General features: G+C 67.9%; 17 protein-coding genes. 3 read left to right on the top strand and 14 right to left on the bottom strand.

Going from position 1 to position 23,065, the window contains the following annotated elements; genetic code table 11:
* Complete coding sequence (locus tag HWX25_RS21830; protein WP_175910463.1) at positions 1 to 2,190, bottom strand: TonB-dependent siderophore receptor; 2,190 nt, start codon at positions 2,188 to 2,190, stop codon at positions 1 to 3.
* 649 nt (positions 2,191 to 2,839) lie between these two features.
* On the opposite strand from HWX25_RS21830, the gene HWX25_RS21825 reads away from it, so the two are divergent.
* Entirely contained in the window at positions 2,840 to 5,044 is a 2,205-nt protein-coding gene (locus HWX25_RS21825) for a LamG-like jellyroll fold domain-containing protein (RefSeq protein ID WP_175910461.1), read from the top strand.
* Positions 5,045 to 5,120: 76 nt separating this feature from the next.
* Here HWX25_RS21825 and HWX25_RS21820 read toward each other — a convergent pair whose 3' ends face one another.
* The 13 genes from HWX25_RS21820 to HWX25_RS21760 form a co-directional block, all read right to left on the bottom strand.
* Entirely contained in the window at positions 5,121 to 6,308 is a 1,188-nt protein-coding gene (locus tag HWX25_RS21820) for a M20 aminoacylase family protein (protein WP_175910459.1), read from the bottom strand.
* A gap of 50 nt (positions 6,309 to 6,358) precedes the next feature.
* Entirely contained in the window at positions 6,359 to 7,828 is a 1,470-nt protein-coding gene (locus HWX25_RS21815) for an aldehyde dehydrogenase family protein (protein WP_175910456.1), read from the bottom strand.
* Positions 7,829 to 7,889: 61 nt separating this feature from the next.
* Positions 7,890 to 9,215, bottom strand: coding sequence for an FAD-binding oxidoreductase (locus HWX25_RS21810; protein ID WP_175910454.1), 1,326 nt, complete (start codon positions 9,213 to 9,215; stop codon positions 7,890 to 7,892).
* A 2-nt stretch (positions 9,216 to 9,217) separates the two neighbouring features.
* Complete coding sequence (locus HWX25_RS21805) at positions 9,218 to 9,952, bottom strand: cupin domain-containing protein (protein WP_175910452.1); 735 nt, start codon at positions 9,950 to 9,952, stop codon at positions 9,218 to 9,220.
* A gap of 90 nt (positions 9,953 to 10,042) precedes the next feature.
* The gene (locus HWX25_RS21800; RefSeq protein WP_175910450.1) at positions 10,043 to 10,498 is read right to left on the bottom strand and encodes an AraC family transcriptional regulator; all 456 of its coding nucleotides are present in this window, start codon (positions 10,496 to 10,498) and stop codon (positions 10,043 to 10,045) included.
* An 11-nt stretch (positions 10,499 to 10,509) separates the two neighbouring features.
* Positions 10,510 to 10,656: a hypothetical protein gene (locus HWX25_RS21795; RefSeq protein WP_159085730.1), complete on the bottom strand. Its 147-nt coding sequence runs from the start codon at positions 10,654 to 10,656 to the stop codon at positions 10,510 to 10,512.
* A gap of 25 nt (positions 10,657 to 10,681) precedes the next feature.
* Entirely contained in the window at positions 10,682 to 11,959 is a 1,278-nt protein-coding gene (locus HWX25_RS21790; RefSeq protein WP_175910448.1) for an FAD-binding oxidoreductase, read from the bottom strand.
* Between the two features lie 166 nt (positions 11,960 to 12,125).
* A complete protein-coding gene (locus HWX25_RS21785) occupies positions 12,126 to 13,997 on the bottom strand; it encodes an ABC transporter ATP-binding protein (RefSeq protein WP_175910446.1) in 1,872 nt (623 codons plus the stop codon).
* A complete protein-coding gene (locus HWX25_RS21780; RefSeq protein WP_059536200.1) occupies positions 13,997 to 14,956 on the bottom strand; it encodes an ABC transporter permease in 960 nt (319 codons plus the stop codon). The genes HWX25_RS21785 and HWX25_RS21780 overlap by 1 nt, the downstream gene beginning before the upstream one ends.
* A 30-nt stretch (positions 14,957 to 14,986) precedes the next feature.
* Positions 14,987 to 15,940: an ABC transporter permease gene (locus HWX25_RS21775; RefSeq protein WP_059536198.1), complete on the bottom strand. Its 954-nt coding sequence runs from the start codon at positions 15,938 to 15,940 to the stop codon at positions 14,987 to 14,989.
* Between the two features lie 79 nt (positions 15,941 to 16,019).
* Entirely contained in the window at positions 16,020 to 17,603 is a 1,584-nt protein-coding gene (locus HWX25_RS21770) for an ABC transporter substrate-binding protein (RefSeq protein WP_175910444.1), read from the bottom strand.
* 692 nt (positions 17,604 to 18,295) lie between these two features.
* Positions 18,296 to 19,834, bottom strand: a complete 1,539-nt coding sequence (locus tag HWX25_RS21765) for a methyl-accepting chemotaxis protein (protein ID WP_175910442.1) — start codon at positions 19,832 to 19,834, stop codon at positions 18,296 to 18,298.
* A gap of 203 nt (positions 19,835 to 20,037) precedes the next feature.
* Positions 20,038 to 20,706: a haloacid dehalogenase type II gene (locus tag HWX25_RS21760; protein WP_059536187.1), complete on the bottom strand. Its 669-nt coding sequence runs from the start codon at positions 20,704 to 20,706 to the stop codon at positions 20,038 to 20,040.
* A gap of 432 nt (positions 20,707 to 21,138) precedes the next feature.
* Here HWX25_RS21760 and HWX25_RS21755 point away from each other — a divergent pair, with 432 nt between their 5' ends.
* Positions 21,139 to 21,999, top strand: coding sequence for a GNAT family N-acetyltransferase (locus tag HWX25_RS21755; RefSeq protein WP_175910439.1), 861 nt, complete (start codon positions 21,139 to 21,141; stop codon positions 21,997 to 21,999).
* Between the two features lie 12 nt (positions 22,000 to 22,011).
* A complete protein-coding gene (locus HWX25_RS21750) occupies positions 22,012 to 22,938 on the top strand; it encodes a glyoxylate/hydroxypyruvate reductase A (protein ID WP_175910437.1) in 927 nt (308 codons plus the stop codon).
* Positions 22,939 to 23,065 lie beyond the last annotated feature (127 nt).

The raw sequence follows: 23,065 nt of genomic DNA, 5'->3' as shown, positions 1-23,065 counted from the left end.
CTACCAGTTGTATTTCGCGCTCGCCAACACCGTTCGCTCGTTACCGAACACGCATACCGCGTACGACTGGCAGCCGCTGACGTAGCGCCGGTCGAACAGGTTCGCGACATTCAACGCGAGCCGCCAGTGGCGCAGGTCGTAGTGCATCGCCAGGTCGTACAGCGTGGTGCTCGGCACCGTCAGCGAATTGTCCGGCGCACCGGCCAACGCGCTCTGGTAGCGCACGCCGGCACCGATCCCGACGCCCGCCAGCGCGCCGCCGTGCCAGGTCCAGTCCGCCCACAGCGACGCCATCTGCCGCGGCAGCGGCACCGACACCGGCCAGTTGTTCAGCGACGCATCGTTCGCCTGCACGTTCTTGACGTCCTGATAGGCGTACGACGCGACGATCGACAATTCGCGCGTCACCTTCCCGACCGCGCTCAGCTCGACGCCGCGCGAACGCACCTTGCCGGTCTGCACGGACGACGTGCCGGTGGGATCGAGACTCGCCGGCGCCGGCGTCACGACGTTGATCTGATCGATCCGATAAACAGCCGCCGTGAGCATCAGGTTCCTGCCAGGCGGCTGCCAGCGCAGCCCGGCCTCGGTCTGCCTGCCGCGCGTCGGTTTCGGCAAGCCGCCGCCATACATGCGCACGCCGATCACCGGATCGAACGACGTCGAGTAGCTGACGTAGGGCGCCAGCCCCGCGTCGCCCTGCCACGTGAGCCCGATGCGTCCGGAAAATGCATTGACGTCCTGTTGCGTGCCCGTACCGGCCGCCCGGTCGTCGAAACGCGCGTTCACGCGATCCTCGCGACCACCGAGCGTGAGCGTCCAGCGATTCCAGCGGATCTGGTCCTGCGCGTACGCGCCGAGCGTGTTCATCGCCGTGTACTGATCGAAACGCCCGAGCGACGTCCGGCCGGAGAAGATCGCGGCCGTCACCGGAAGATAGACCGGGTGGTACAGGTTGAGCGACGGCGCCAGCGCGAGCCACACGCTGTTGGTCGTGGTCTGCCGGTCGAACTGCAGGCCGAGCAGCAGCGTGTGTTCGAGCGGGCCGGTGGCAAAGCGCGCCCACGCGCGATTGTCGATGTCCAGCCGGCTGTAGTTCAACTGGAACAGCCCGGCGGTGCGCATCATGTTGGTCGTGCTGCCGGGTACGAGCCCGTTGCCAAATACCGTCGCGTCGTCGAGCGACAGCCGCGACCAGCGCACGTCCTGTTGCAGCGTCCATATCGAATCGACGCGATGCTCGAGCGCGTAACCGAGCGACCATTGTTTCTTTCGATAGTCGTTGAACGCCGGGTCGCCCATGTAGATGTCCTGCGACAGGCGGCCGTTCGGGTTCGGCAGCACCGTACCCGACGCCGGCAGGAAGTTCGACGAGATGTCGCCGTGATCCTGCAGGAACGATGCGGACACCGTCAGCGACGTATCGGCCGTCGGCCGCCAGCGGAACGACGGCGCCACCGCGACGCGCCGGTCGGCGTTCGGGCCGGTCGCCGCGTTGCCGTCGCGCGCGACGCCGACGAAGCGATACGCATACTTGCCGTCCGGATCGAGCGTGTCGCCGACGTCGAGCATGGTTTCCTTGCGCGCATCGTTGCCGATCCGCACGCCGGCTTCGCGAATGCGCTCGCCGTCGGCGAGCTTGGTGTGCGCATCGACGATCGCGCCGGGCTCGCCCGCGCCGTACAGCACCGACGTTGGCCCGCGCAGCACGGCGATCGAGTCGATCGTGTAAGGATCGACGCGCCAGTTCGCGATGACCGCCGTGTTCGGCGCCGGCACGCCGTCGACGTACAGCGTCGGCGTGAAGCCGCGCAGCGCCGCATACCAGTCGGTCCGGCTGTCGGCGCCGAACGTCGCGAAACCCGGCACGTAGCGCAATGCCTGGTTCAGGTCGGTCGCACCCGTCATCTCGATCTGCTGCGCGGTCACGAGGTTGGTCGTCTGCGGGATCTCGGCGACCGGCGTGTCGGTCCTGGTCGCGGTGGCCGTGCGCAACCCGACCAGCCCGAGCGACGCACGGTCGGCCGCGCCTGTCACGTCGATCTTCGGCAGCAGCGCCGCCGTGTCGGCTGGCGGCGCCGTCGCCGTATCCGATGCCTGTGCGTGTACGCCGCCTGCGGCCGCCGCGCACAACGTTCCCCCGGCCGCGATCGCAATTGCGCGTCGCACCGAACCTGTCGCCTTTCCCATCGTTTCGATACTCTCCGTCGTGCCGTCGCGGCCCCGCCGCCGCGTGTGCTGCCGTGCTGCCTGCCGCGCACGAATCGGTGCGCGTCAATCGATCGGGTCGTTTTCGCGCGCGTGAATGATATCGGCCGCCGAGTGCGCGCTTCTTATGAAAAGGCACATGAACGCGATCCGGGTATCGCGGGCGCAGGAACGTGCACGATGTACCGTTCCCTCGCCTGTGTCGCGTCCTCGCGCCGCCCTCCGGTTCTTTTCATTCGTCGCGCGGTGCCGATGCCGTTTCACCAGCATGCGCTTGCCGCAGCCGGTTGGCCCTGAAACGATCTGAAACCCGCAACATGTCATATGTTGTACGACAACATAATGAAATGGTGGGAATCTATCGCTTTGGATGCCTGAAAAGCTTGTCGCTCGCCGGCCGGCGACTATCATATCTCGCAAACGTTTCAATCACCATTCATTTCCGTATTTTTAGCATGTTAATCAACAAATTCATCACAATCCGCATCTCGAAAAATGTGCCGTCCCCAGCGCCAGCTCGTGCTCGAAAACGTCGACGCTTCCAGTACAATCCGCATCGTCATGCGATGACTGATTTCAAATGACGCTGCCCCTTTTCAGCTGAGTCCGGTCAAGGAAGGACGCACACAACATGAACGACTCGCAGCTTCGGCTTGAATCCGGCGCGCGCATTTCCCGGCGCACCTTCCTTTACAGCATCGGCGCGCTCGCGCTTTCCGCTTGCGGGGGCACGGGAGCGAGCGAAAGCGTCGCCGGCACCTTGGCCGGCAACCGTGCGCTCGCGCGCGTGGCCACGGGCACGCCGGCCATCGCCACGAACGACGCGTTCGCGCACCCCGGCCTGCCGCACACCCAAGCCGATTTCGAACGGATCGCACAGAAAGTGGCGGCCGCCGCATCGCCCTGGCGCGAAGGCTGGAACACGTTGATCGCGAACGGGCATGCGCAGTTGTCGTGGTCGCCGCGCCCGCAGGCCGTCGTCACGCGCGGCGGCACCGGCTCGCAAAACTACCCGGTGCTGTACAAGGACATCGCGGCCGCGTATGCGTGCGCGCTGCGCTGGAAGATCTCGGGCGACACCGCATATGCGGACAAGGCCGTGCAGATCATGAATGCGTGGTCGTCGACGCTGCAGCATCTCGCGGGCGATTCGAACGTCGATCTGGCGGCCGGCATCTACGGCTACGAATTCGCGAACGCCGGCGAGATCATGCGCACTTACCGTGGCTGGGCCGCCGCCGACTTCGCCGCGTTCCAGACGATGATGGCCACCAGGTTCTACCCGATCAACGCCGATTTCCTGAACCGCCACAACAACACCGACATCACGCACTACTGGGCGAACTGGGATCTGTGCAACATCGCATCGATCATGGCGATCGGCGTGCTGTGCGACGACCACGCGAAGTTCGACGAAGCCGTCAACTACTTCATCGACGGGCCCGGCAACGGCGCGATCGCGCAGGCCGTCTATTACCTGCATCCCGGCCATCTCGGCCAGTGGCAGGAGTCGGGCCGCGACCAGGGGCACAACACGCTCGGCATCGCGCTCGGCGGTGCGATCTGCGAAATGGCGTGGAACCAGGGCGTCGACCTGTACGGGCACGACCACAACCGCTTCCTCGCGGGCGCCGAATATGTCGCGAAGGCGAACCTCGTGCAACCGGACGGCACCTTCCTTACGGTTCCGTACGCGCCTTACGCGAACGTCGACGTCACGCAGGCGCAATTCTCGACCGCCAGCCAGGGAGTGATCCGCCCGTGCTGGGCGCTCGTCTACAACCATTACGTGAACCGCAAGGGGCTGTCCGCGCCGTGGTCCGCGAAGTTCGCGCGCGCGATCCAGCCCGAGGGCGGCGGCGGCAACTACGGCGAGGCGAGCGGCGGGTACGATCAGCTCGGCTACGGCACGCTGACGTGCACGCGCGACCCCGTTGCGCCCGCAACCGCACCGAGCGGGCTGACCGCGTGGCCGGCCGCCGAGCGGGTCGTGCTGTCGTGGTGGGGCGTCGCGAACGCAGCGAGCTACGACGTGAAGCGTGCGTCCGTCTCCGGCGGCCCGTATACGACCGTTGCCAGCGGCATCGTCGATCCGCTGACGTACACGGACACGCCCACGGAAGGCGTCTGGTACTACGTGATCAGTGCGCGGACCGCGGCGGGTGAATCCGCGAATTCGCCGGAAGTCGCCGCGTCGACGGCGCTGCAACTGCATACGCTGCTGACCTTCGACGAGACGGGCGGCACGATTTCGGCGGATGCAAGCGGCAACGGCCATGCGGCCACGCTCGCCGGCGGCGCATCGCACGTCGCCGGAAAGCGCGGCAACGCGGTGTCGCTCGACGGCTCCAGCGGCTACGTCGCGCTGCCGAACGACATCGTCGCCGACGTGTCGGACTTCACGATCGCGGCGTGGGTCAACTGGCGCGGCGGGCAGACGTGGTCGCGAATCTTCGATTTCGGTTCGGGCACCGGACGCTATCTGTTCGTCACGCCGAAAAGCGCACACGGGACGATGCGCTTCGCGATCACGACCAATGGCGGGCATGGCGAGCGCACGATCGACGGCAACGCCGCACTGCCGGCCGGGCAATGGGCGCACGTCGCGGTCACGCTTTCGGCCACGACCGCGACGCTCTACCTGAACGGCAATGCGATCGGCTCGGCGAGCGACGTCATCTTCGCGCCATGGCGCATCGGCAAAACCGCGCAGAACTGGATCGGACGCTCGCAGTATCCGGGCGACCCGTTCTTCAACGGCGCGATCGACGAATTCCGCATCCATCGCGGTGCGATGTCGGCCGCGCAGGTGAAGGCACTCGCTCAAGGCGCTTGATGCGTGCCCAGGTTCCGGATGTGCGTCGCGGCGGGCCGCGTCTCCGCTGCCCGCCACTGCGACATCGCGCACGCACTCACGGCGATCGCCTGAAGTAATGCTGCGCCAGCGCGACCCAATACCGGACCCCGGCCGGAATGATGTCGTCGTTGAAATCGTATTTCGGGTGATGCAGCGCCGGCGCGGCCGTTCCGGCCGGCGCATTGCCGATCAGCACATAAGCGCCGGGGCGCTCCTCGAGCATGAAGCCGAAGTCTTCGGACGTCATGTTCGGCGGCACGTTGGCGTCGAGACGTGCGTCGCCGAAGGTGTCGCGAATCACCGCTTCGCAGAGCGCGGTCTCGGCCGGCGTGTTGACCGTCGCCGGGTAGTACTGAAAGAACTCGACATCGACTTGCGCGCCATGAGCGTGCGCGAACGCCTCGCACATGAGCCGGACGTCGCGCTGCAATTGTTGCTGCAAGGCCGACGACAGCGTGCGAATCGTCCCGCGCAGCTCGGCGCTGTCCGGAATGACGTTGTCCGTCGTTCCCGCATGGAACATGCAGACTGAAATGACGGCCGGATCCACGGGATCCTTGTGCCGCGCGGCGATGGTCTGACACTGCAGCACCATCGAACAGGCGAGCGGGACGGGATCGATGCCCAGGTGCGGCTGCGCCGCATGCGCGCCCTTGCCGGTCACCGTGATCCTGAACCGGCAGCCCGCGGCCATGATCGGCCCCGTGCGCAACCCGAAATGCCCGGCCGGCAAACCGGGCCAGTTGTGCATGCCGAATACCGCTTCCGTCGGGCATTGCTCGAACAGCCCGTCGTCGATCATCTTCCGCGCGCCCGCGCCGCCCTCTTCGCCGGGCTGAAACACGAAATGAACCGTGCCCGGCAACTGCGGCAGGTCCTTCAGCACGCGCGCGGCGCCGAGCAACATGACGGTATGCCCGTCATGCCCGCACGCATGCATGATTCCCTGCGCGCCGGATGCGTGCGCGAAATCATTGGCTTCCTGGATCGGCAATGCATCCAGATCCGCTCGAAGCACGATTCCGCGGCGCGGGTCCGCACCAGGCAGGCTCGCGACGACACCCGTGCCGCCCAGCCCGCGCGTCACCGCATAGCCGAGCTCTTCGAGCTCGCGCGCGACGACGTCGGCCGTCCTGTGTTCCTCGAATCGCAACTCGGGATGCGCATGCAGGTCGCGACGCAAGGTCGCCCAGTGCGCGTGATGCGCTTCCAACGACGTCTCGGGGATGCTGGCGTTTTCCAATTTCGACACCTTTGTAAGGCAAACCGGTTCAAGTCGGGACTGCGGCCGCGTCAATCATGAAACCCGAGGATCGACTTGACCTCCATGTACTCTTCCATCCCTTCGATCCCGTATTCGCGGCCGTTGCCCGACTGCTTGTATCCGCCGAACGGCGCCTGAGGGTCCCACGCCGGGTAGTTCACGTGCACCTGCCCCGAGCGGATGCGCGCAGCCACCTCGCGCACGCGCTCCTTGTCCGTGCCCTGCACGTGTGCGCCGAGTCCGTAGACCGTGTCGTTCGCGATCGCGACGGCTTCGTCGACGGTGTCGTAAGGCAGGATCGCGAGGACCGGGCCGAAGATCTCCTGCTGCGCGATCGTCATGTCGGTGCGGACATCCGAAAAGATCGTCGGACGCGCATAGAACCCGTGGTCGAATCCCGCCGGCCGCCCGGGGCCGCCGGCGATCAGCTTCGCCCGTTCGTCGATGCCCGCGTCGATCATTTGCGCGACACGGCCGAACTGCGCGCGATTGGCCAGCGGGCCATGCGTCGTCGCCTCGGCGAACGGATCGCCGACGACCATGCGTTCCATTGCCGCGACGGCCAGCGCCTCGACGCTGCCCAGCACGCCGCGCGGCACGATCAGCCGGGTCGGCGCGCTGCACGACTGGCCCATGTTCCGGAACGCGGCGGCAACGCCCGGCGCGATGGCGCGCGACAGGTCCGCATCGGGCAACACGATGTTCGGCGACTTGCCGCCCAGCTCCTGCGCGACGCGCTTGACGGTCGGCGCCGCCGCCTGCGCAACCAGCACGCCTGCGCGCGTCGAGCCGGTGATCGACACCATGTCGACCTCCGGGTGCGACGCGAGCGACGCGCCCACTTCCGTGCCGCTGCCGCTCACCAGGTTGAACACGCCCGCCGGCACGCCCGCATCGGCGATCACTTCCGCGAACAGCAACGCGCTGAGCGGCGACAGCTCGCTGGGTTTCAGCACCACCGTGCAGCCCGCCGCGAGCGCCGGGCCGACCTTCGCCGTGATCTGATAGATCGGCCAGTTCCACGGCGTGATCAGCGCGCAGACGCCAATCGGTTCGCGCACGATCGCGGTCGTCCCGCGCCGGGTCCGGAACGGATAGCTGGCCAGATTGTCGCGCGCGACCCGAATATGTTCGGCCGCGAGCGTCACGTGAGCGCTGCGCGCATAGCCGATCGGCGCGCCCATTTCCATCGCGAGCGCCATGGCGAACCGTTCGGCACGCTCCAGGATCAACGCGTGAATGCGGTCGAGCAGCGCGGCGCGTTCTTGCGGCGACGTCGCCGACCAGCGTTCGAACGCCTTGCGCGCGGCCCGCACCGCGCGGTCGGCGTCGCGCGCATTGCCGAGCGGGATGTCGCACAGCACGTCTTCGGTGGACGGGCAGACGACCGCGAACCGCTCGCCGCCGTCAGGCAAAACCCAGTCGCCGTCGATGAAGAAGCGATCGAGCCTGCCGGCTTCCATCAGGTGGCGAACCGGTGAAGCGATGGGTGAATTCATTGGAGGATGTCCTTGAGTCGATGGCATGGGCTCGCGAACGGCCGAAGCCGCGGTTTGCCGACTAGAAATCGGCCACCTTGCCCCACGCGGAATCGCCGAACCGGCTCGGCCGATACGGTACCGGGTCCACGATCGGTTGCGCCCCCGTGGCGAGATCCGCGATCAAGTGACCGGCGCCGGGGCCGATGCCGAAGCCGTGACCGGAGAAGCCTGCCGCCAGGATCAATCCCGGCACGCCCGGCACTTCGCCGATACCCGGCACGCCGTCCGGCGTGCTGTCGACGAACCCGGCCCATGCGTGCGTGATCGTCGATTCGCGAAGTTCGGGCAGCAATTCGACGGCGCGTCGATACGTTTCGGCGACCGTCGGCATGTCGGGTTTAGGATCCAGGATGCGCACCGTCTCCATCGGCGTCGGCGCATCGAGCCGCCACCGCTTCAGCGTTTCGTGGCCGCCGCGCATCCCTTCGAGGCCGCCCGGCAGAAGATTGCGCCAACGCTTCGCGAACATCGGCACGAACTGTGGCGCGAAGCGCAGAAACTGCGGCGTCACGTCCACGCGCGCGCGGCCGCTGATGGCCAGTGCGTAGCGTCCGTCGCCGCGACGCGTCACGGACACGCCCGAGGTGTACAGCGCATCGGGCAAGCGCTGTTCGATGGGTGACACGCTCAGGATCGACTGGCGGATCGACGCCTGCGGAAACCGGATGCCGAGCTGACGGCAAAACGACGACGCCCACGCGCCACCGGCAAGCACGACCGTCCGGGTCCTGATCACGCCGGCTTCCGTGACGACGCCGCTGACGCGCCCGCCCTCCAGCTCGATGCCGCGCGCCGCGCAATGCTGGTTGACGCTGCCGCCGAGCTTCATGAACGCGGCCGCTACGGCCGGTGCGGCCTTCCCCGGGTCGGCCGTGCCGTCGCTCGGCGAGAACACGCCGCCCTTCCACGGCCGGCCGGTCGCGCGCCCGCGCTCGCCGGCCTGCTTGCTGTCGAGCATGTACGTCGTCACGCCCGCGGTCTTCGCGAAATCGCCCCAGCTGGCCCAGCGCGACAACTCGGCCTCGTCGTTGCTCAGATACAGCAGCCCGCAGCGATGAAAGCCCGTGTCTTCGCCGGATTCGACGGCGAAGCGTTCCCACAGATCGATGCTCTTGCTTGCCATCGGCAATTCGCGCTCGTCGCGGTTCTGCTGCCGGCACCAGCCCCAGTTGCGGCTCGACTGCTCGGCCCCGATTCGGCCCTTCTCGACCAGCGCGACCGACACCCCGCGCCGGGCCAGGTAGTACGCGGTGAAGACGCCGATGATGCCGCCGCCGATCACGACGACATCGGCCGAAGCCGGCGGCGTGGACGGCGTTTCGATTTGGCGCAACGGAGGGGACATGTTCAGTCTCGTTCGGTTGATACGTGGACGTTCTGCACGACGTAGAATTTCGCCACGCGTTCGCGGCTTTCCCATCCGATCGATGCGCCGCGCGGCACGAAGAGCGCGTCGCCGGCGCCGAGCGACAGCATGCTGCCGTCGGGCGCGGCGAACCGTACGCTGCCGGCGAGCAGGAGCATGAACTCGTTCACGCGATGCGGGCGAACGATCCGGTGATAGGGCGTCGAATCCCACGTGCCCGCGCAGTATTCGGCGCCGTCGTCGATGAACACGTTGTCGCTTCGGCACTGCGGTGCGGGGCCGAGCAGCACCTCGGGCGGCAGCGATGCGGACGGCTTGAAGTTGGCGTCGGCACGCAGCGGGAACACGCCGCGCTTCGTCGGTTCCGCGCATGCAGCCGCGCAGAACATGACGAGCACGTGCGATTCCGCGATGACGCGCAGCGCCGTGCCGCCGCCGATGACCGCCCCCTCCCCCGGCCCCAGCACCAACGGTGCGGCGCCCGCCGCTTCGAGCGTCAGCTCGCCTTCGACGACGACGAGGGTCTCGATGTGCGGGTAACGCGAGACATCAAGCTCGCCAACGAAACGGATACGCCCCGCGGCCATCGCGTCGGGCCCTTCCCACGCGATCTCGCGATGTCGCGCGAAAGGATCGCGCTCCCCGAATGCCTGCTTGCGGAAGGCGGTTGTATTGGTCATGCCGTCGGCACGATGCAACACGAAAACTGCGGTCATTTCTGCTCCTGCCCAGTGCGCGGCGATGTTGTCGAGAACCCGTCGCGCGGTATCGGAAATCGTTGTTCGCGGACGTCGCCCGCGGCGCGCCTATGCAACGTGACACGACGCTTCGCTGCGTTCGACGCGTGTGCGGGTCGACGAGGTTCGCGCCGGCGCGTCACCCGGCCGGGCGACCACGTAATCGCGCGGCGTAATCCCGAGCACCCGCCGGAAATGCCGGCACAGATGGCTCTGATCGAAGAAGCCGACCTCGGTCGCGACGACCGACGGCGCCAGACCGGCGCGCAGCAAATCCTGCGCACGCCGCACGCGTACGAGACACAGATACCGGTGCGGCGACAAGCCGACTTCGCCGCGAAAGCGCGCGGTGAAACGGGATACGCTCAATCCGGCGACCGCCGCGAGCGTGTCGAGATTCAGCGCTTGCGCGAACGATGCATCGATCGTGCGCAGCACGTCGCCGATCGCCGGCGAGACGGGCTGCGGAACTCGCGGTGCACGCGGTGGCGCGCCGTCAAGCGAATCGTGGAACAGGGTGACCATGCTTGCCGTCCTCATGCGATCGTCTTGACGGCTGCGCCTTGTGCGGCGAAATGCGCGATCGAGCACGGCTCGATCGACGCGGCCATCGTGTCACCGCCGCCCGTCCCGTCGTGGCGGCCTTCGCCCAAGGCAAGCAGGCAAACAAATCGTGCGGTCATATCGAATCCTCCCGGAGCAGCCGCTTCAATGCAGGAAATCCTGCATCCGGTAATACGCGCCGACGAACGGCAGGAACCACGCTTGCCCGAAATGGCCGGGCATTGCCGGCCAGTCGAGTTCGCGCCACGGATTCGACGCGGCCGCGCCGTACAGCACGTCGGCCATCACGCGGCCCATGTGCACGGACATCTGCACGCCGTGGCCGCTGTAGCCCATCGAGTAATAGAGCCCGTCGTGCTGGCCCGCGCGCGGCAGCCGGTCGGCGGTGATGTCGACCAGCCCGCCCCAGCAGTAATCGAGCCGCACGTTCGCCAGTTCCGGGAAATAGCCGGCCATACCGGCGCGCAGGATCTCGCCGCTTTTCGCGTCGGAGCGCGGGCTCGACATCGCGAAGCGCGCGCGACCGCCGAACAGCAGCCGGTTGTCGGGCGTCACGCGGAAGTAGTTGCCGATCTGGCGCGACGTGACGTACGCACGGCGATGCGGGAACAGCCGGTTCAGTTGCGCGTCGGGCAGCGGCTCGGTCACGACGATGAAACTGCCGACCGGCGCGATGCGCCGCCGGAACCAGGCGAACGGGCCGTGCTGCGACGCGCCGGTCGCGACCAGCACGCGATCGGCGACGAGCGTGCCGCGCGTGCAGGTGATCGCGTGGCGCTCGCCGTCGATCCGTTCGAGCCGCGTGACGGCCGCCTGCTCGTAGATGCGCGCGCCCGCCCGCACGGCCGCCTGCGCGAGGCCGACGCCGAACTTGCCCATGTGCATCTGCACGCCGTTACGCTGCAACAGCCCGCCGTGGAAGCCGTCCGAGGCGACTTCATCGCGAATGCGCGACGGATCGATCAATTCGATGTCGGGATCCACGTCACGCCGCAGCACGTCGAACGTCTTCGCCAGCCCCGCGAAATGCTGCGGCTTCGCGGCGAGCTTCAGCTTGCCGGCACGCCGTAAATCGCAGTCGATCGCATGTTCGGCGACGATCGCCTCGACGCTCTTCACCGCGCTTTCGTAGGCGCGATAGAACTGCTTTGCAGGTTCGGCGCCGATCCGCGCGGCCAGCGATGCGTAGTCCTGCGCGACGCCGGTATTGCACTGGCCGCCGTTGCGGCCGGACGCTTCGCCCGCGATCTGCGCGGCTTCGAGCACGACCACCGATACGCCGCGCTGCGCCAGCGCGAGCGCCGCCGACAGGCCGGTGAAGCCGCCGCCGATCACGGCCACGTCGGCGCGTCCTTCGACGGGCCCTTCGCAGCCTGCACGAAACGCGGGGCGCGTATCCAGCCAGTACGATTCGAATTTCATCGGATCCTTCTCGAGCATTCCGTCGACAGCGATCGCTGATCGCCCGTTGAAAGTCATTTAATCACCGTCAAAAAGCGCGGTTGCCGCGTATTCGCGCACGGCGCGCGCACGATCCACCGTTTTGCACGACCGCCGCAGCAGACTATGCGGATCGCCGCGCGGCGCGCTACAAACGCACCGGCTGCACCGGCGCGGCACCCTCCGCCGGCTCGGCCTGGAAGCGCGCGAGATCTTCCTCGCTGCGATGGCACAACACCTGCGCGCCGTTCTCGAGCGTGCGCAGCGCGGGCGCGGTCCGGTTGCACACGCCGTCCACCCGCATCGCGCAGCGCGACAGGAACGGACACAGCTCGGCGTCGTCGGCGCTCGCGCCGATCGGCACGAGCGGCCGGTGGCAGCGCTCAGCCGCATCGTCGAGCCAGCCCGCGCGCAACTCCGGTGCCGACGACACGAGCAGATGCGAATACGGGTGGTAAGGCGGCGCACAGAGCGCGTCGCGGCTACCCGTTTCGACGCGACGGCCCGCGTACAGCACGACGATGTCGTCGCTGATCGCGCGCACTTTCGCGATGTCGTGCGTGATGAACACGTACGACACGCCAAGCTTCGCCTGCAGGTCGCGCAGCAAATCGATGATCGCGGCGCCGACCACGGTGTCGAGTGCCGACGTGACCTCGTCGCACAGAATCAGGTCGGGCTCGGCCGCCAGCGCGCGCGCGAGATTCACGCGCTGCTTCTGTCCGCCGGACAGCTCGCCGGTGCGCCGCGCGGCCACCGCCTGCGGCAGCCGCACGAGTTCGAGCAGCTCCGCGACGCGCTGGCGTGCACGCGCGCCCTTGATCCCGTGATAGAACGCGAGCGGCCGCGCGAGCGTGCGCTCGACGCTATGCACCGGGTTGAGCGCGGTATCGGCGTTCTGGAACACGATCTGCACGCGACGGTGCTGCTCCTTGGTGCGTTTGCCGATATCGAGCGCGAGCGGCTCGCCGTCGAGCAGAATCTGCCCGGCCGTCGCCGGCACGAGGCCCGCGATCACCTTCGCGAGCGTCGTCTTGCCCGAGCCCGATTCGCCGATCACGCCGACCGTCTGCCCGCGCCCGATGCGCAGGTCCACTTCGTGCAGGATCACCTTCGCGGGCCAGCCTTTCGCGGTACGGCCGCCGTAACCGGCGACCGCGCTGCGCACGTCGAGCAGCGGCGCCGGCGCGGCGCTCGCCGCTTTCGCGTCGCGTTCGGCATCGCTCGGCGTCACCGCCGCAATCAGGCTCTGCGTGTACGGATGCGCCGGCGCATGCAGGATCTGTTCGGTATCGCCCGCTTCGCGGATCACGCCGTCGCTCAGCACGACGATCCGGTCGGCCATTTGCGCGACCACCGCCAGATCGTGCGACACGTATACGGCGCTCATCCCGTAGCGCCGGATCACGCTCTTGAAGGCCTGCAGCACGTCGATCTGCGTGGTCACGTCGAGCGCGGTGGTCGGCTCGTCGAGGATCACCAGCTCCGGATCGGTGATCAGCGCCATCGCGGCCATCAGCCGCTGCAGCTGACCACCCGACACCTGATGCGGATAGCGTTTGCCGATCGTCTCGGGCTCGGGCAGCGCGAGCGCGCGGAACAGCTCGACCGCCTTCGCCTGCGCGTCGCGCTTCGACAGCGTCTTGTGGATCAGCGCGCTCTCGATCACCTGGTCGAGAATCGTGCGCGACGGGTTGAACGCGGCGGCCGCGCTCTGCGCGATGTACGCGACCTTGCGGCCGCGCAGCGCGGCCAGCGCCGGTGCGGGTAGCGTGCAGACATCGGTGCCGCCGAGCTTCACCGAGCCGCCCGCGATCCGGCAGCCGGCACGCGCATGGCCCATCAGCGACAGCGCGATCGTGGTCTTGCCGGAGCCCGATTCGCCGATCAGTGCGAGCACCTCGCCACGCCCGATATCGAAATCGACGCCGTGGACGATCGTCGTTTCCTCGCCGCCCGGCCGGCCGCCGACCACGCGCAGCCCGCGCACCTCGACGAGCGGAGTCGAATCGTGTCGCATCAGTGTTCTCCGGCGGCAGCGGCCGCGCCCTTGCGGCGGCCGCGATGCGGCAGGCCGTCGATCAACAGGTTGACGCCCACCGTCAGGATCGCGATCGCGACCGCGGGCATGATCGCGACGGCCGAGCCGTCGCCGAGGCTCGCGATGTTCTCGCGTACGAGCGAGCCGAGGTCCGCGTATGGCGGCTGCACGCCGAGCCCGAGAAAGCTCAGGCCGCTCAGCAGCAGCACGACGAACGTGAAGCGCAGCCCCGTATCGGCGAGCATCGGGTGGATCATGTTCGGCAGCATCTCGACGCACGCGATGTACAGCGCGCTTTCGCCGCGGGCGCGTGCCACCTGCACGAATTCGAGCGTGCTGATGTTGACCGCCAGCGCCCGCGCGATCCGGTACGAGCCCGGCATGTAGCTGACCGCCGCGGTCAGGACCAGGAGCGGCAGCGACGAGCCGAACGCGGCGACGAACATCAACGCGAACATCTTCGACGGAATCGACGTGAGCGCATCGAGCAGCCGGCTCATCGTCTCGTCGACCGCGCGACCCGACACCGTCGCGAGCAGCCCGAGCGTCGTGCCGGTCAGCGCGGCGAGCAGCACCGCCGCGAGCGCGAGCAGCACGGTCAGGCGCGTGCCGTACAGGATCCGGCTCAGCATGTCGCGACCGAGAAAGTCGGAGCCGAACGGCAGCTTCGCGCTGAACGGCGCGAATACGTCGGGCGTGACGATCGCGCCGACGTCGTGCGGCGCGAGCAGCGGCGCAAATGCCGCGATGAACAGCATCAGGCCGACCATCGACAGGCCGACGCGGCCGCCGGTCGTCAGTTTCACGCGCGCGGCGCGGCGCTTGCGCGGCTGGTCGGGGGCGGGCGCGGCGGGCGGCGTCGCGCCGCTCCACGGCGGAGGCGGATCGCCGGACGGCGGCAGCGCGCTGCTGCGTTGAACGGGTTCGGTCGGGTGCATGGGCGGCATCTCGGAAGAAGGACGGGACGCTCAGGTCCGCAGTCTCGGGTTCGACACGATCGAGCACAGGTCGGCGAACAGCACGAGCGTCAAGTAGGCGACGCAGAAGATCAGCGTGCACGCCTGGACCAACGGGAAATCGCGGTTGCCGACGGCGTCGACCATCAGGCTCGCGAGGCCCGGATAGTTGAAGATCGTCTCGACGACGATCACGCCGCCGAGCAGATACGACAGGCTCAGCGCGACCGCATTGGCGATCGGGCCGATCGCGTTCGGCAGCGCATGGCGCAGCACGACACGCGCGGGGCTCGCGCCCTTGAGCACGGCCATCTCGACATACGACGCGCTCAGCTGCTCGATCACCGCGGCGCGCGTCATCCGTGCCATCTGCGCGATCACGACCGCGCATAGCGTCAGCACCGGCATCGCATACGCGCGCAGGAAATCGTGCAGGCTTTCGATCGGGCCGCTGTACGACAGCGCGGACAACCAGTGCAGCTTCACGGCCAGCACGAGCACGGCGACCGTCGCGATCAGGAATTCCGGCGTCGCGACGAGCGACAGCGTGCCGAGGCTGATCACGCGATCGACCACCGATTCGCGCTTGACCGCCGCGAGGATCCCGAGCAGCAGCGCGATCGGCACCGACACGGCGGTCGTGATCGCCGCGAGCGCGAGCGACTTCGGCAGGCGTCCGCCGATCATCTCCGACACAGGCATGTCGCCCGACAGCGAGCGGCCGAAATCGCCGTGCAGCAGCCCCGCGAGCCAGTGCAGGTAGCGCACGTGGGCCGGCATGTCGAGGCCGAACTGCTGGCGCAGCGCGGCGACCGTCTCCGGCGTCGCGGACTGGCCGAGCGCGGCCTGCGCGGCGTCGCCCGGCAGCAGGTTCGTGATCGTGAAGATGATCGCGGACACGATCAGCAGCGTCAGCGCGGTGACCGCGATGCGCCGGCCGATCAGCCCGAGCAGGATTCGATTCATGAAGCGGCACTCCGGAAAAGGTCGCGCGCGACCGGGGCGGTGGCCCGCGCCGGTCGCGCGGCGGCGGCACGCGTCGTGCTCAGGCGTTCCACCACACGTGCTCGGCGAACATGAAGCCCATCATTCCGCCGGTCGGAATCGAGCCGAGGCCCGCGAGCCGCTTGTCGTAGCCGTCGAGGAAGCTGATGAAGGCCGGAATGCCGACCCGGCACTGCTGCGCGACGAGCACCTGCATGTCGCCATACATCTGCTTGCGCTTCGCGTCGTCGGTTTCCGATCGCGCGGCGAGCAGCAACTGGTCGAACTTCGCGTTCTTCCAGCCCGACTCGTTCCACGGCGCATCCGACTTGAAGAACTGCGTGAACACCACGTCGGCGCTCGAGCGCGGGTTGATGTTGCCGAAGCCGAGCGGATGCTTCATCCAGTGGTTCGACCAGTAGCCGTCGGGCGACACGCGGTTCACCTGCAGGTTCAGCCCGATCTTCTGGCCGGCCTGCTGCAGCAACACGGCCATTTCGATCGACCCGTTCGCGTCGGACGTCGCATAGATCGGCGGCAGCGTGGCGCCCAGCGCCCCCGCCTTCTGGAACAGGAACTTCGCCTTGTCCGGATCGTGCGGCCGCTGCGGCAGCGATGCGTTGAAGTAGCGATGCCCCGGCGGGATCGGCTGGTCGTTGCCGATCACCGCGTAGCCGCGGAACACCGCCGTGCGGATCTGCTCGCGATCGAACAGGTACTTCATCCCTTCGACGAAATCCGGGTTCGCGGTGATCGGGTTGTCGCTGCGCACGATCAGGTCGGTATAGAGCCCCGACTTGGTTTCCTGCAGCGCATAGCCCGGCGTCGACGCGACCCGCTGCGTCGAGCGCGGATCGATCGCGTTGATCAGGTGCACGTCGCCCGACAGCAGCGCGTTCAGGCGCGCGGCGCTGTCGCTGATGCCGATCAGCTCGATCTCGTCGAGGTACGGCATCCCCGGCTTGAAGTAGCTGTCGTTGCGCACGCCGACGGTCGACACGCCCGGCTTGAACGATTTCAGCTTGTACGGGCCGCAACCGATGCCGGTGCTGAAGTCGGTCGTGCCGTCCTTGACGATCACGAGCTGCGGCGTCGCGAGGATCACCGGCAGATCGGCGTTCGCGCTGACGAGCGTGAGCGTGACCTCGTCCGGGCCGCTCGCCTTCGCATCGGCGAACTGATCGGCGAGCGGCTTGACCTTCGAGGCGGTGGCCGCGTTCTTGTGGCGCATCAGCGAGAACACCACGTCGGCCGGCCCGACCGGTTTCCCGTCGTGGAACGTGACGCCCTTGCGCAACTTGATGATCCACGTCTTCGCGTCGGTCGTCTGCAACGACTGCGCGAGATTCATCTGCGGCGTCAGGCTCGCGTCGAGCTGCGTGAGGCCGCTGTAGAACATGAAGAAACGAATGTAGTCGGCGCCCGTCGAGCCCTTGGCCGGGTCGAGCGTGTCGGCCGTCGAACTCGATTCGTTCGCGACCCGGATCTTGCCGCCGCGCTTGGGCGCCGGCGCGGCGAACGCCGATTGCGCGTCCATCAGCAGCCCGCCGCCGCCAACGGCCATCATGCCGCTCGCCGCCATGACCCGCATCATGTCGCGGCGCGTGAAGCCGCCCTTGCCGCCGTTGTCGATATCGTCGCTCATCCGAACTGCTCCTGACTGTGGAAAGTGGGTCTGGGGTCCAGCGTGGTTCGAGAAACCGTCGCGCCGCCTGCTGGTAGCGGGCGCGACGTCATGCGCATTGAGTTCATTTAAGCATCGCCAAAATGCGGGTTGTCGCGATTCGGGGCGGCTGCACGATACGATTCGACCGTTTTGGCCCACCTGCGCAGCATGATTTGCTGCGCGGCCACGCGTACCGCCGTTTGCTCGATGCCGGGTCGCGACGGCTGCGCAGCACGTGCGCGACGAAGGAAATCGTAAAGCGATGCACGCGGCAGATTGCGCCGACAAAATTGGCGATTCGGCATCCGAAGCGCGTTCGGCTCACGCAAACCGCATGTTTGCGTGGAATGCGCACTCGCGGCCCGCGGTGCCCAAAACGGCCGGAACGCCCGCGTGCGCATGCGACGGCGGATGCCGCCTGCGACGACGCCCGGCGCATGAAAGATCGGGAGATTGCCGCGACGTTGAAGCGGCTTTGCGAGACAACAGGAATACGGCCGGATTGCCTGATGCGGGTACGAACCCGTGGCGCGGCGCCAGGCCGCAATTCTCCGCTGTGATGCGGCCGACGCGGTCGATGCCTGCACGTCGGCGCGCACGCCGGACACGTGCCGGCGTGGCGAGAGGGAGACGAGATGATGCCGTTGCCGGCAGATGCCGGCACGCGGCCGTCAGGCAGCCAGCCTGAACACCGAGACAGCGGCCCGCAATCGTGCCGCCTGTTCATCCAGCGAGGACGCGGCGGCGGCAGCCTGCTCCACCAGCGCGGCATTCTGCTGCGTCACTTCGTCCATTTGCGCGACCGCGAGGCCGACCTGCTCGATGCCCGTGCTTTGCTCGGCGGATGCCGCTGAAATCTCGCCCATGATGTCGGCCACCCGGTCGATCGACCGGACGATCTCCGTCATCCGCGCGCCCGCCGTCTCGACGAGCCGGCTGCCGCTGCCAACCCGCTCGACCGACGCCTCGATCAATCCCTTGATGTCCTTCGCGGCCGCCGCGCTGCGTTGCGCGAGCGAGCGCACCTCCGAGGCCACGACCGCGAACCCGCGCCCCTCCTCGCCGGCCCGCGCGGCCTCGACCGCGGCGTTGAGCGCGAGAATGTTCGTCTGGAACGCGATGCTTTCGATCACGACGGTAATGTCGGCGATCCGCACCGATCCGTCCGAAATCTGCCGCATCGTTTCGACGACTTCACGCACGGCCGCGCCACCGAGTTCCGTCGCCTCCTTCGCGTGGGTCACGAGCGTATTGGCCTGACGTGCATTGTCGGCATTCTGTTTGACCGTCGACGTGATCTGCTCCATGCTCGCGGCCGTTTGCTGCAGCGACGCGGCCTGTTCCTCCGTGCGCTGCGACAAGTCCAGATTGCCTTGCGCGATCTCGCCGGTGCCGACGGCAATCGAGTGGGTCGTGGTCTGGATTTCGGCGATGGTCTCGGTCAGCCGGGCCTTCATGTCGGCGAGCGCGACGAGCAGGCTGCCCGGCGCGGCGTGCGCCGTATCGAACTGCACGTCCAGTTCGCCGGCGGCGATGCGGGCCGCGATCTCGGTCGCGTGCGCGGGCTCGCCGCCCAGCGTCCGTCGGACGCTGCGCAACACGCCCCACGCGATCGCCGCGAGCGCCGCGGCGATGACGAGCGTGATGGCGCCGAGCACCTGCGCAAGCCGCGTAAACGCGGCGTTGATGTCGTCGTAGAAGAATCCCGTGCCGATCCACCAGTCCCACTCCGGAACGGCGACCACGCCCTGGAGTTTCGGCTCCACGTCCGCGTCCGGGCTGCGCTTGATCAGCACGTCGACGAGCGCGAAATGCGCCTGGGCCACTCCGGCGCGATACGCCTCGCTGTCGGTCATGCCGCCGGTCGTGCGGTTGCCCTTCGCGCGGGTGCCGATGAACTTCGCGTTCGGATGCACGAGGTTGACGCCGTCGGACGTCGTCACCCAGTAGTAGCTTTTCGAATTCGCGTTGAGCGCGGACAGCGCGGCCTTGGCCTGCTGCTGGGCCTGATCCCGCGTGAGCGTGCCGTTCGCCTGCATCGCGCGATACGCGTCGACCAGATGCTCGGCTTTGGTCAGAAGAATGACGATCTCGTCACGGCGGCTGTCGATCAGCGCGTCGCGCAGCGTGTGCAGCGACATCGCGGCAAGCAATACAACGCCGAGCAGCGCCGCGGCGACGAGCATCAGCAGTTTCGTGGACAACTTCATGCGGAGGGCCTCGCGATATTAACCGTTCGGTACATATATCGGCCCGGGCGGCCCTGCCTTGAATGGCTCCGTATCGGTAATTACCCTCGGTTCGTGCGGTGATCGCACGCGCAAGGCGGCACGGCCGGCGCACCACGCCGGTCGTTCGCGACGCGCACGGCCGCGCGCGCGGGGCACGCGGCCCCACGCCAGCGCGGCGTCGCTTACAGCCCGAGCTGCGTCGCGAGATGGCCGATGTCCGACACCTCGTAGTAGTTGTAGAACGGCGTGCCCGGCTCATGGCCGCGGTTGACGAACGCCTTGTGCTTGATGCCGAGATCCTCGGCCGTCATCAGGTCGTAGCGCAGGCTCGACGACACGTGCAACACGTCCTCCGGCTTGCAACCGAGCTTGTCGAACATGTATTCGAAGCCCTGCATCCGCGGCTTGTACGACTGCGCCTGCTGCGCGGTGAACACCGCATGGAACGGCGCACCGAGCTTGTCGACGTTGCTCATGATCTGGTCGTCCGACGCGTTCGACAGGATCACCAGCTTGTACTTCGTGGCCAGCCGCGAAAGCCCGGCCGGCACGTCCGGATGCGGGCCCCACGTCGGCACCGCCAGATAGAAACGCTCGGCCTCCGCCTCGTCGAACTTCACGCCGATCCGCGCGCAGGTGCGCCGGATCGCATTGACGACGACGTCGCGGTACGGCTTCCATGCGCCGAGCACTTCGTCGAGCCGATACGCGGCGAACGCGCGCACGAATTCCTCGAGCGCGACCGGCGACAGCCGGTCCGCGTAGACCTCGCGCGCCATGTCGGCCATCCGGAAGCGGGTCAGCGTGCCATAGCAGTCGAACGTGATGTACTTCGGTTCAAATTGGATCATGTGACGTCCTGTCGGTGTGAAGCCCCGGCAGGGCCGGGGACGGTCTGGGTTCAACGAAATTGAATCAGGGCAAAAAATCCGTCGCGCATCGTTCGACGCGGCTCGAAACGCAGATTCGCCGCGTGTTGCAGGCCGCCGGCAGCACGATCTGCGGCGTGATCGCACGCGGCGCCGTCGGCGGCGAGCCGGCCGTCTTCACGAAACCGTCATGCGGCCGCCGCGTTTCCATCGTAGCGGCATTCCCACAGCAGAAGCTGTCGCAATGACGGACCGCTCCGGCATGCAGCGCGCGTTCGCCCGCGCCGATCGAGCCGGTTTGCGTCGATCTCGCACGACCGCCCGCCGACGCCGGAAAACAGGCGAATCGTCCTATCCGCGCCGCGGTGGCGCTGGCAGAGTCGATATGTCATTCCTACCCATCCGGAGTCCGGCGTGGCCGACCTCAATTCTTCCAGCACGCTCACCTATCGCCCGTTCGCCGAAACCGATCTGCCTGCCGCGCACCGGCTGTCGGAAGCAGTCAAGTGGCCGCATCGACTCGACGACTGGCGCTTCGCATTCCAGCTCGGCAGCGGCTTCGTCGCCGAAGACGAAGCCGGCATCGTCGGCACCGCGCTCGGCTGGCGCTTTGGCGAATCGCACGCATCGCTCGGCATGGTGATCGTGTCGCCCGAGCGCCAGGGCCGCGGCATCGGCCGCGAACTGCTCGCACGCGTCGTCGACAGCCTCGGCGCACGCACGATCTTCCTGCATGCGACGCCGTCCGGCGAACCGCTCTACGTGAAGTTCGGCTTCGAGGCGATCGGCACGATCGACCAGCACCAGGGCGCCGCGTTCCAGCCGCCGCTGATCTCGCTGCCGCCGGGCGAGCGCCTGCGCCCGCTCGGCACCAACGACGGCCCGCGCCTCGCCGCACTCGCATCGCGCGCGGCCGGCTACCCGCGCGACGCGGTGATCGATGCGCTGCTCGACGTCGCCAACGGGATCGCACTCGACCGCGACGGCGAACTGCTCGGCTTCGCGCTGTTCCGCCGTTTCGGCCGCGGGCACGTGATCGGCCCGGTGGTCGCACCGGACGCGCTGCGCGCGCAGGCGCTGATCAGCCACTGGCTCGCGCTGCACGAAGGCATGTTCGTGCGCCTCGACGTGCCGGGCGATAGCGGCCTGTCGGACTGGCTGCAGGGGCTCGGCCTGCCGCGCGTCGATACCGTCGTCGCGATGGCGCGCGGCGCGGCGCCCGCCCGCGATCCGTCGCTGCGCGCGTTCGCGATCGTCAATCAAGCGCTCGGCTGAGCGGCGCGCGCGATGAGTTTCCTCTACAAGGCCGACCCGGTGCGCGGCGCGCAATGGGCGCGGCGCTTCGCGCAACAGGCGCCCGACCTCGCGTTCCGGATCTGGCCGGACCTCGGCGATCCGGAAGCCGTGCACTATCTCGCCGCGTGGCAGCCGCCCGACGACCCGACCGCACTGCTGCCGAATCTGGAGATCGTGTTTTCGGTCGGCGCCGGCATCGATCAGTTCGACCTGTCGCGCGTGCCCGCGCACATCCCGGTCGTGCGGATGATCGAGCCGGGCATCGTCGAAGGGATGGTCGAATACGTGACGCAGGCCGTGCTGACGATCCATCGCGACCTGTTCGACTATGCGGCGCAGCAGCGCGAGCACGTGTGGCGCGAGAAGCCGGTCCGCGCGGCCGCGTCGCGGCGCATCGGCGTGCTCGGGCTCGGCACGCTCGGGCAGGCCGTGCTCGACACGCTGCGGCGCTTCGGTTTCCCGTGCGCAGGGTGGAGCCGCACGCCGCGCTCGCTCGACGGCGTCGACTGCCATGCGGGCGACGCGGCGCTCGACACGTTCCTCGCCCGCACCGACATCCTGATCTGCCTGCTGCCGCTCACCGACGACACGCGCGGCCTGCTCGGCACACGCGTGTTCGACGCGCTGCCGGCCGGCGCATCGCTCGTGCAGGTCGGGCGCGGCCCGCAACTCGATGCGACCGCGCTGCTCGCCGCGCTCGACAGCGGCCGCCTCGACAGCGCGATCCTCGACGTGACGGACCCGGAGCCGTTGCCGGCCGGCCACCCGTTCTGGACGCATCCGCGCATTCGCATCACGCCGCACATCGCCAGCGCGACGCGGCCGGACACCGCGGTCGACGCCGTGCTCGCGAACCTCGCGCGCCATCGCGCGGGACAGCCGATGATCGGCGTTGTCGACCGCGCACGCGGCTACTGACGCGCGCGCCCGGCCTGGCGGGGCGCGCAGCAGAAAATGCCGAAGCGCCCCATGCAAACACCGCTTTCGTACGTTTCGGGCCGCAAATTGAAGGCGCGTGAGGATTTCTCGCCCGGTAGCATGACCT

Origin of the sequence: Burkholderia sp. BCC1640 (assembly GCF_902833125.1) — a bacterium.
GTDB classification, from domain to species: domain Bacteria; phylum Pseudomonadota; class Gammaproteobacteria; order Burkholderiales; family Burkholderiaceae; genus Burkholderia; species Burkholderia diffusa.
Note: the sequence above shows the minus strand (reverse complement) of the source record. Positions and strands in the feature narration are given on the sequence as shown.

Excerpts from the sequence above, each read along its gene's own strand:
- HWX25_RS21785 (WP_175910446.1), bottom strand. The coding sequence starts at position 13,997 with ATGCGACACGATTCGACTCCGCTCGTCGAGGTGCGCGGGCTGCGCGTG.
- HWX25_RS21780 (WP_059536200.1), bottom strand. The coding sequence starts at position 14,956 with ATGCACCCGACCGAACCCGTTCAACGCAGCAGCGCGCTGCCGCCGTCC.
- HWX25_RS21790 (WP_175910448.1), bottom strand. The coding sequence starts at position 11,959 with ATGAAATTCGAATCGTACTGGCTGGATACGCGCCCCGCGTTTCGTGCA.
- HWX25_RS21760 (WP_059536187.1), bottom strand. The coding sequence starts at position 20,706 with ATGATCCAATTTGAACCGAAGTACATCACGTTCGACTGCTATGGCACG.
- HWX25_RS21750 (WP_175910437.1), top strand. The coding sequence starts at position 22,012 with ATGAGTTTCCTCTACAAGGCCGACCCGGTGCGCGGCGCGCAATGGGCG.
- HWX25_RS21805 (WP_175910452.1), bottom strand. The coding sequence starts at position 9,952 with ATGACCGCAGTTTTCGTGTTGCATCGTGCCGACGGCATGACCAATACA.
- HWX25_RS21800 (WP_175910450.1), bottom strand. The coding sequence starts at position 10,498 with ATGGTCACCCTGTTCCACGATTCGCTTGACGGCGCGCCACCGCGTGCA.
- HWX25_RS21810 (WP_175910454.1), bottom strand. The coding sequence starts at position 9,215 with ATGTCCCCTCCGTTGCGCCAAATCGAAACGCCGTCCACGCCGCCGGCT.
- HWX25_RS21795 (WP_159085730.1), bottom strand. The coding sequence starts at position 10,656 with ATGACCGCACGATTTGTTTGCCTGCTTGCCTTGGGCGAAGGCCGCCAC.
- HWX25_RS21815 (WP_175910456.1), bottom strand. The coding sequence starts at position 7,828 with ATGAATTCACCCATCGCTTCACCGGTTCGCCACCTGATGGAAGCCGGC.
- HWX25_RS21825 (WP_175910461.1), top strand. The coding sequence starts at position 2,840 with ATGAACGACTCGCAGCTTCGGCTTGAATCCGGCGCGCGCATTTCCCGG.
- HWX25_RS21765 (WP_175910442.1), bottom strand. The coding sequence starts at position 19,834 with ATGAAGTTGTCCACGAAACTGCTGATGCTCGTCGCCGCGGCGCTGCTC.
- HWX25_RS21830 (WP_175910463.1), bottom strand. The coding sequence starts at position 2,190 with ATGGGAAAGGCGACAGGTTCGGTGCGACGCGCAATTGCGATCGCGGCC.
- HWX25_RS21775 (WP_059536198.1), bottom strand. The coding sequence starts at position 15,940 with ATGAATCGAATCCTGCTCGGGCTGATCGGCCGGCGCATCGCGGTCACC.
- HWX25_RS21770 (WP_175910444.1), bottom strand. The coding sequence starts at position 17,603 with ATGAGCGACGATATCGACAACGGCGGCAAGGGCGGCTTCACGCGCCGC.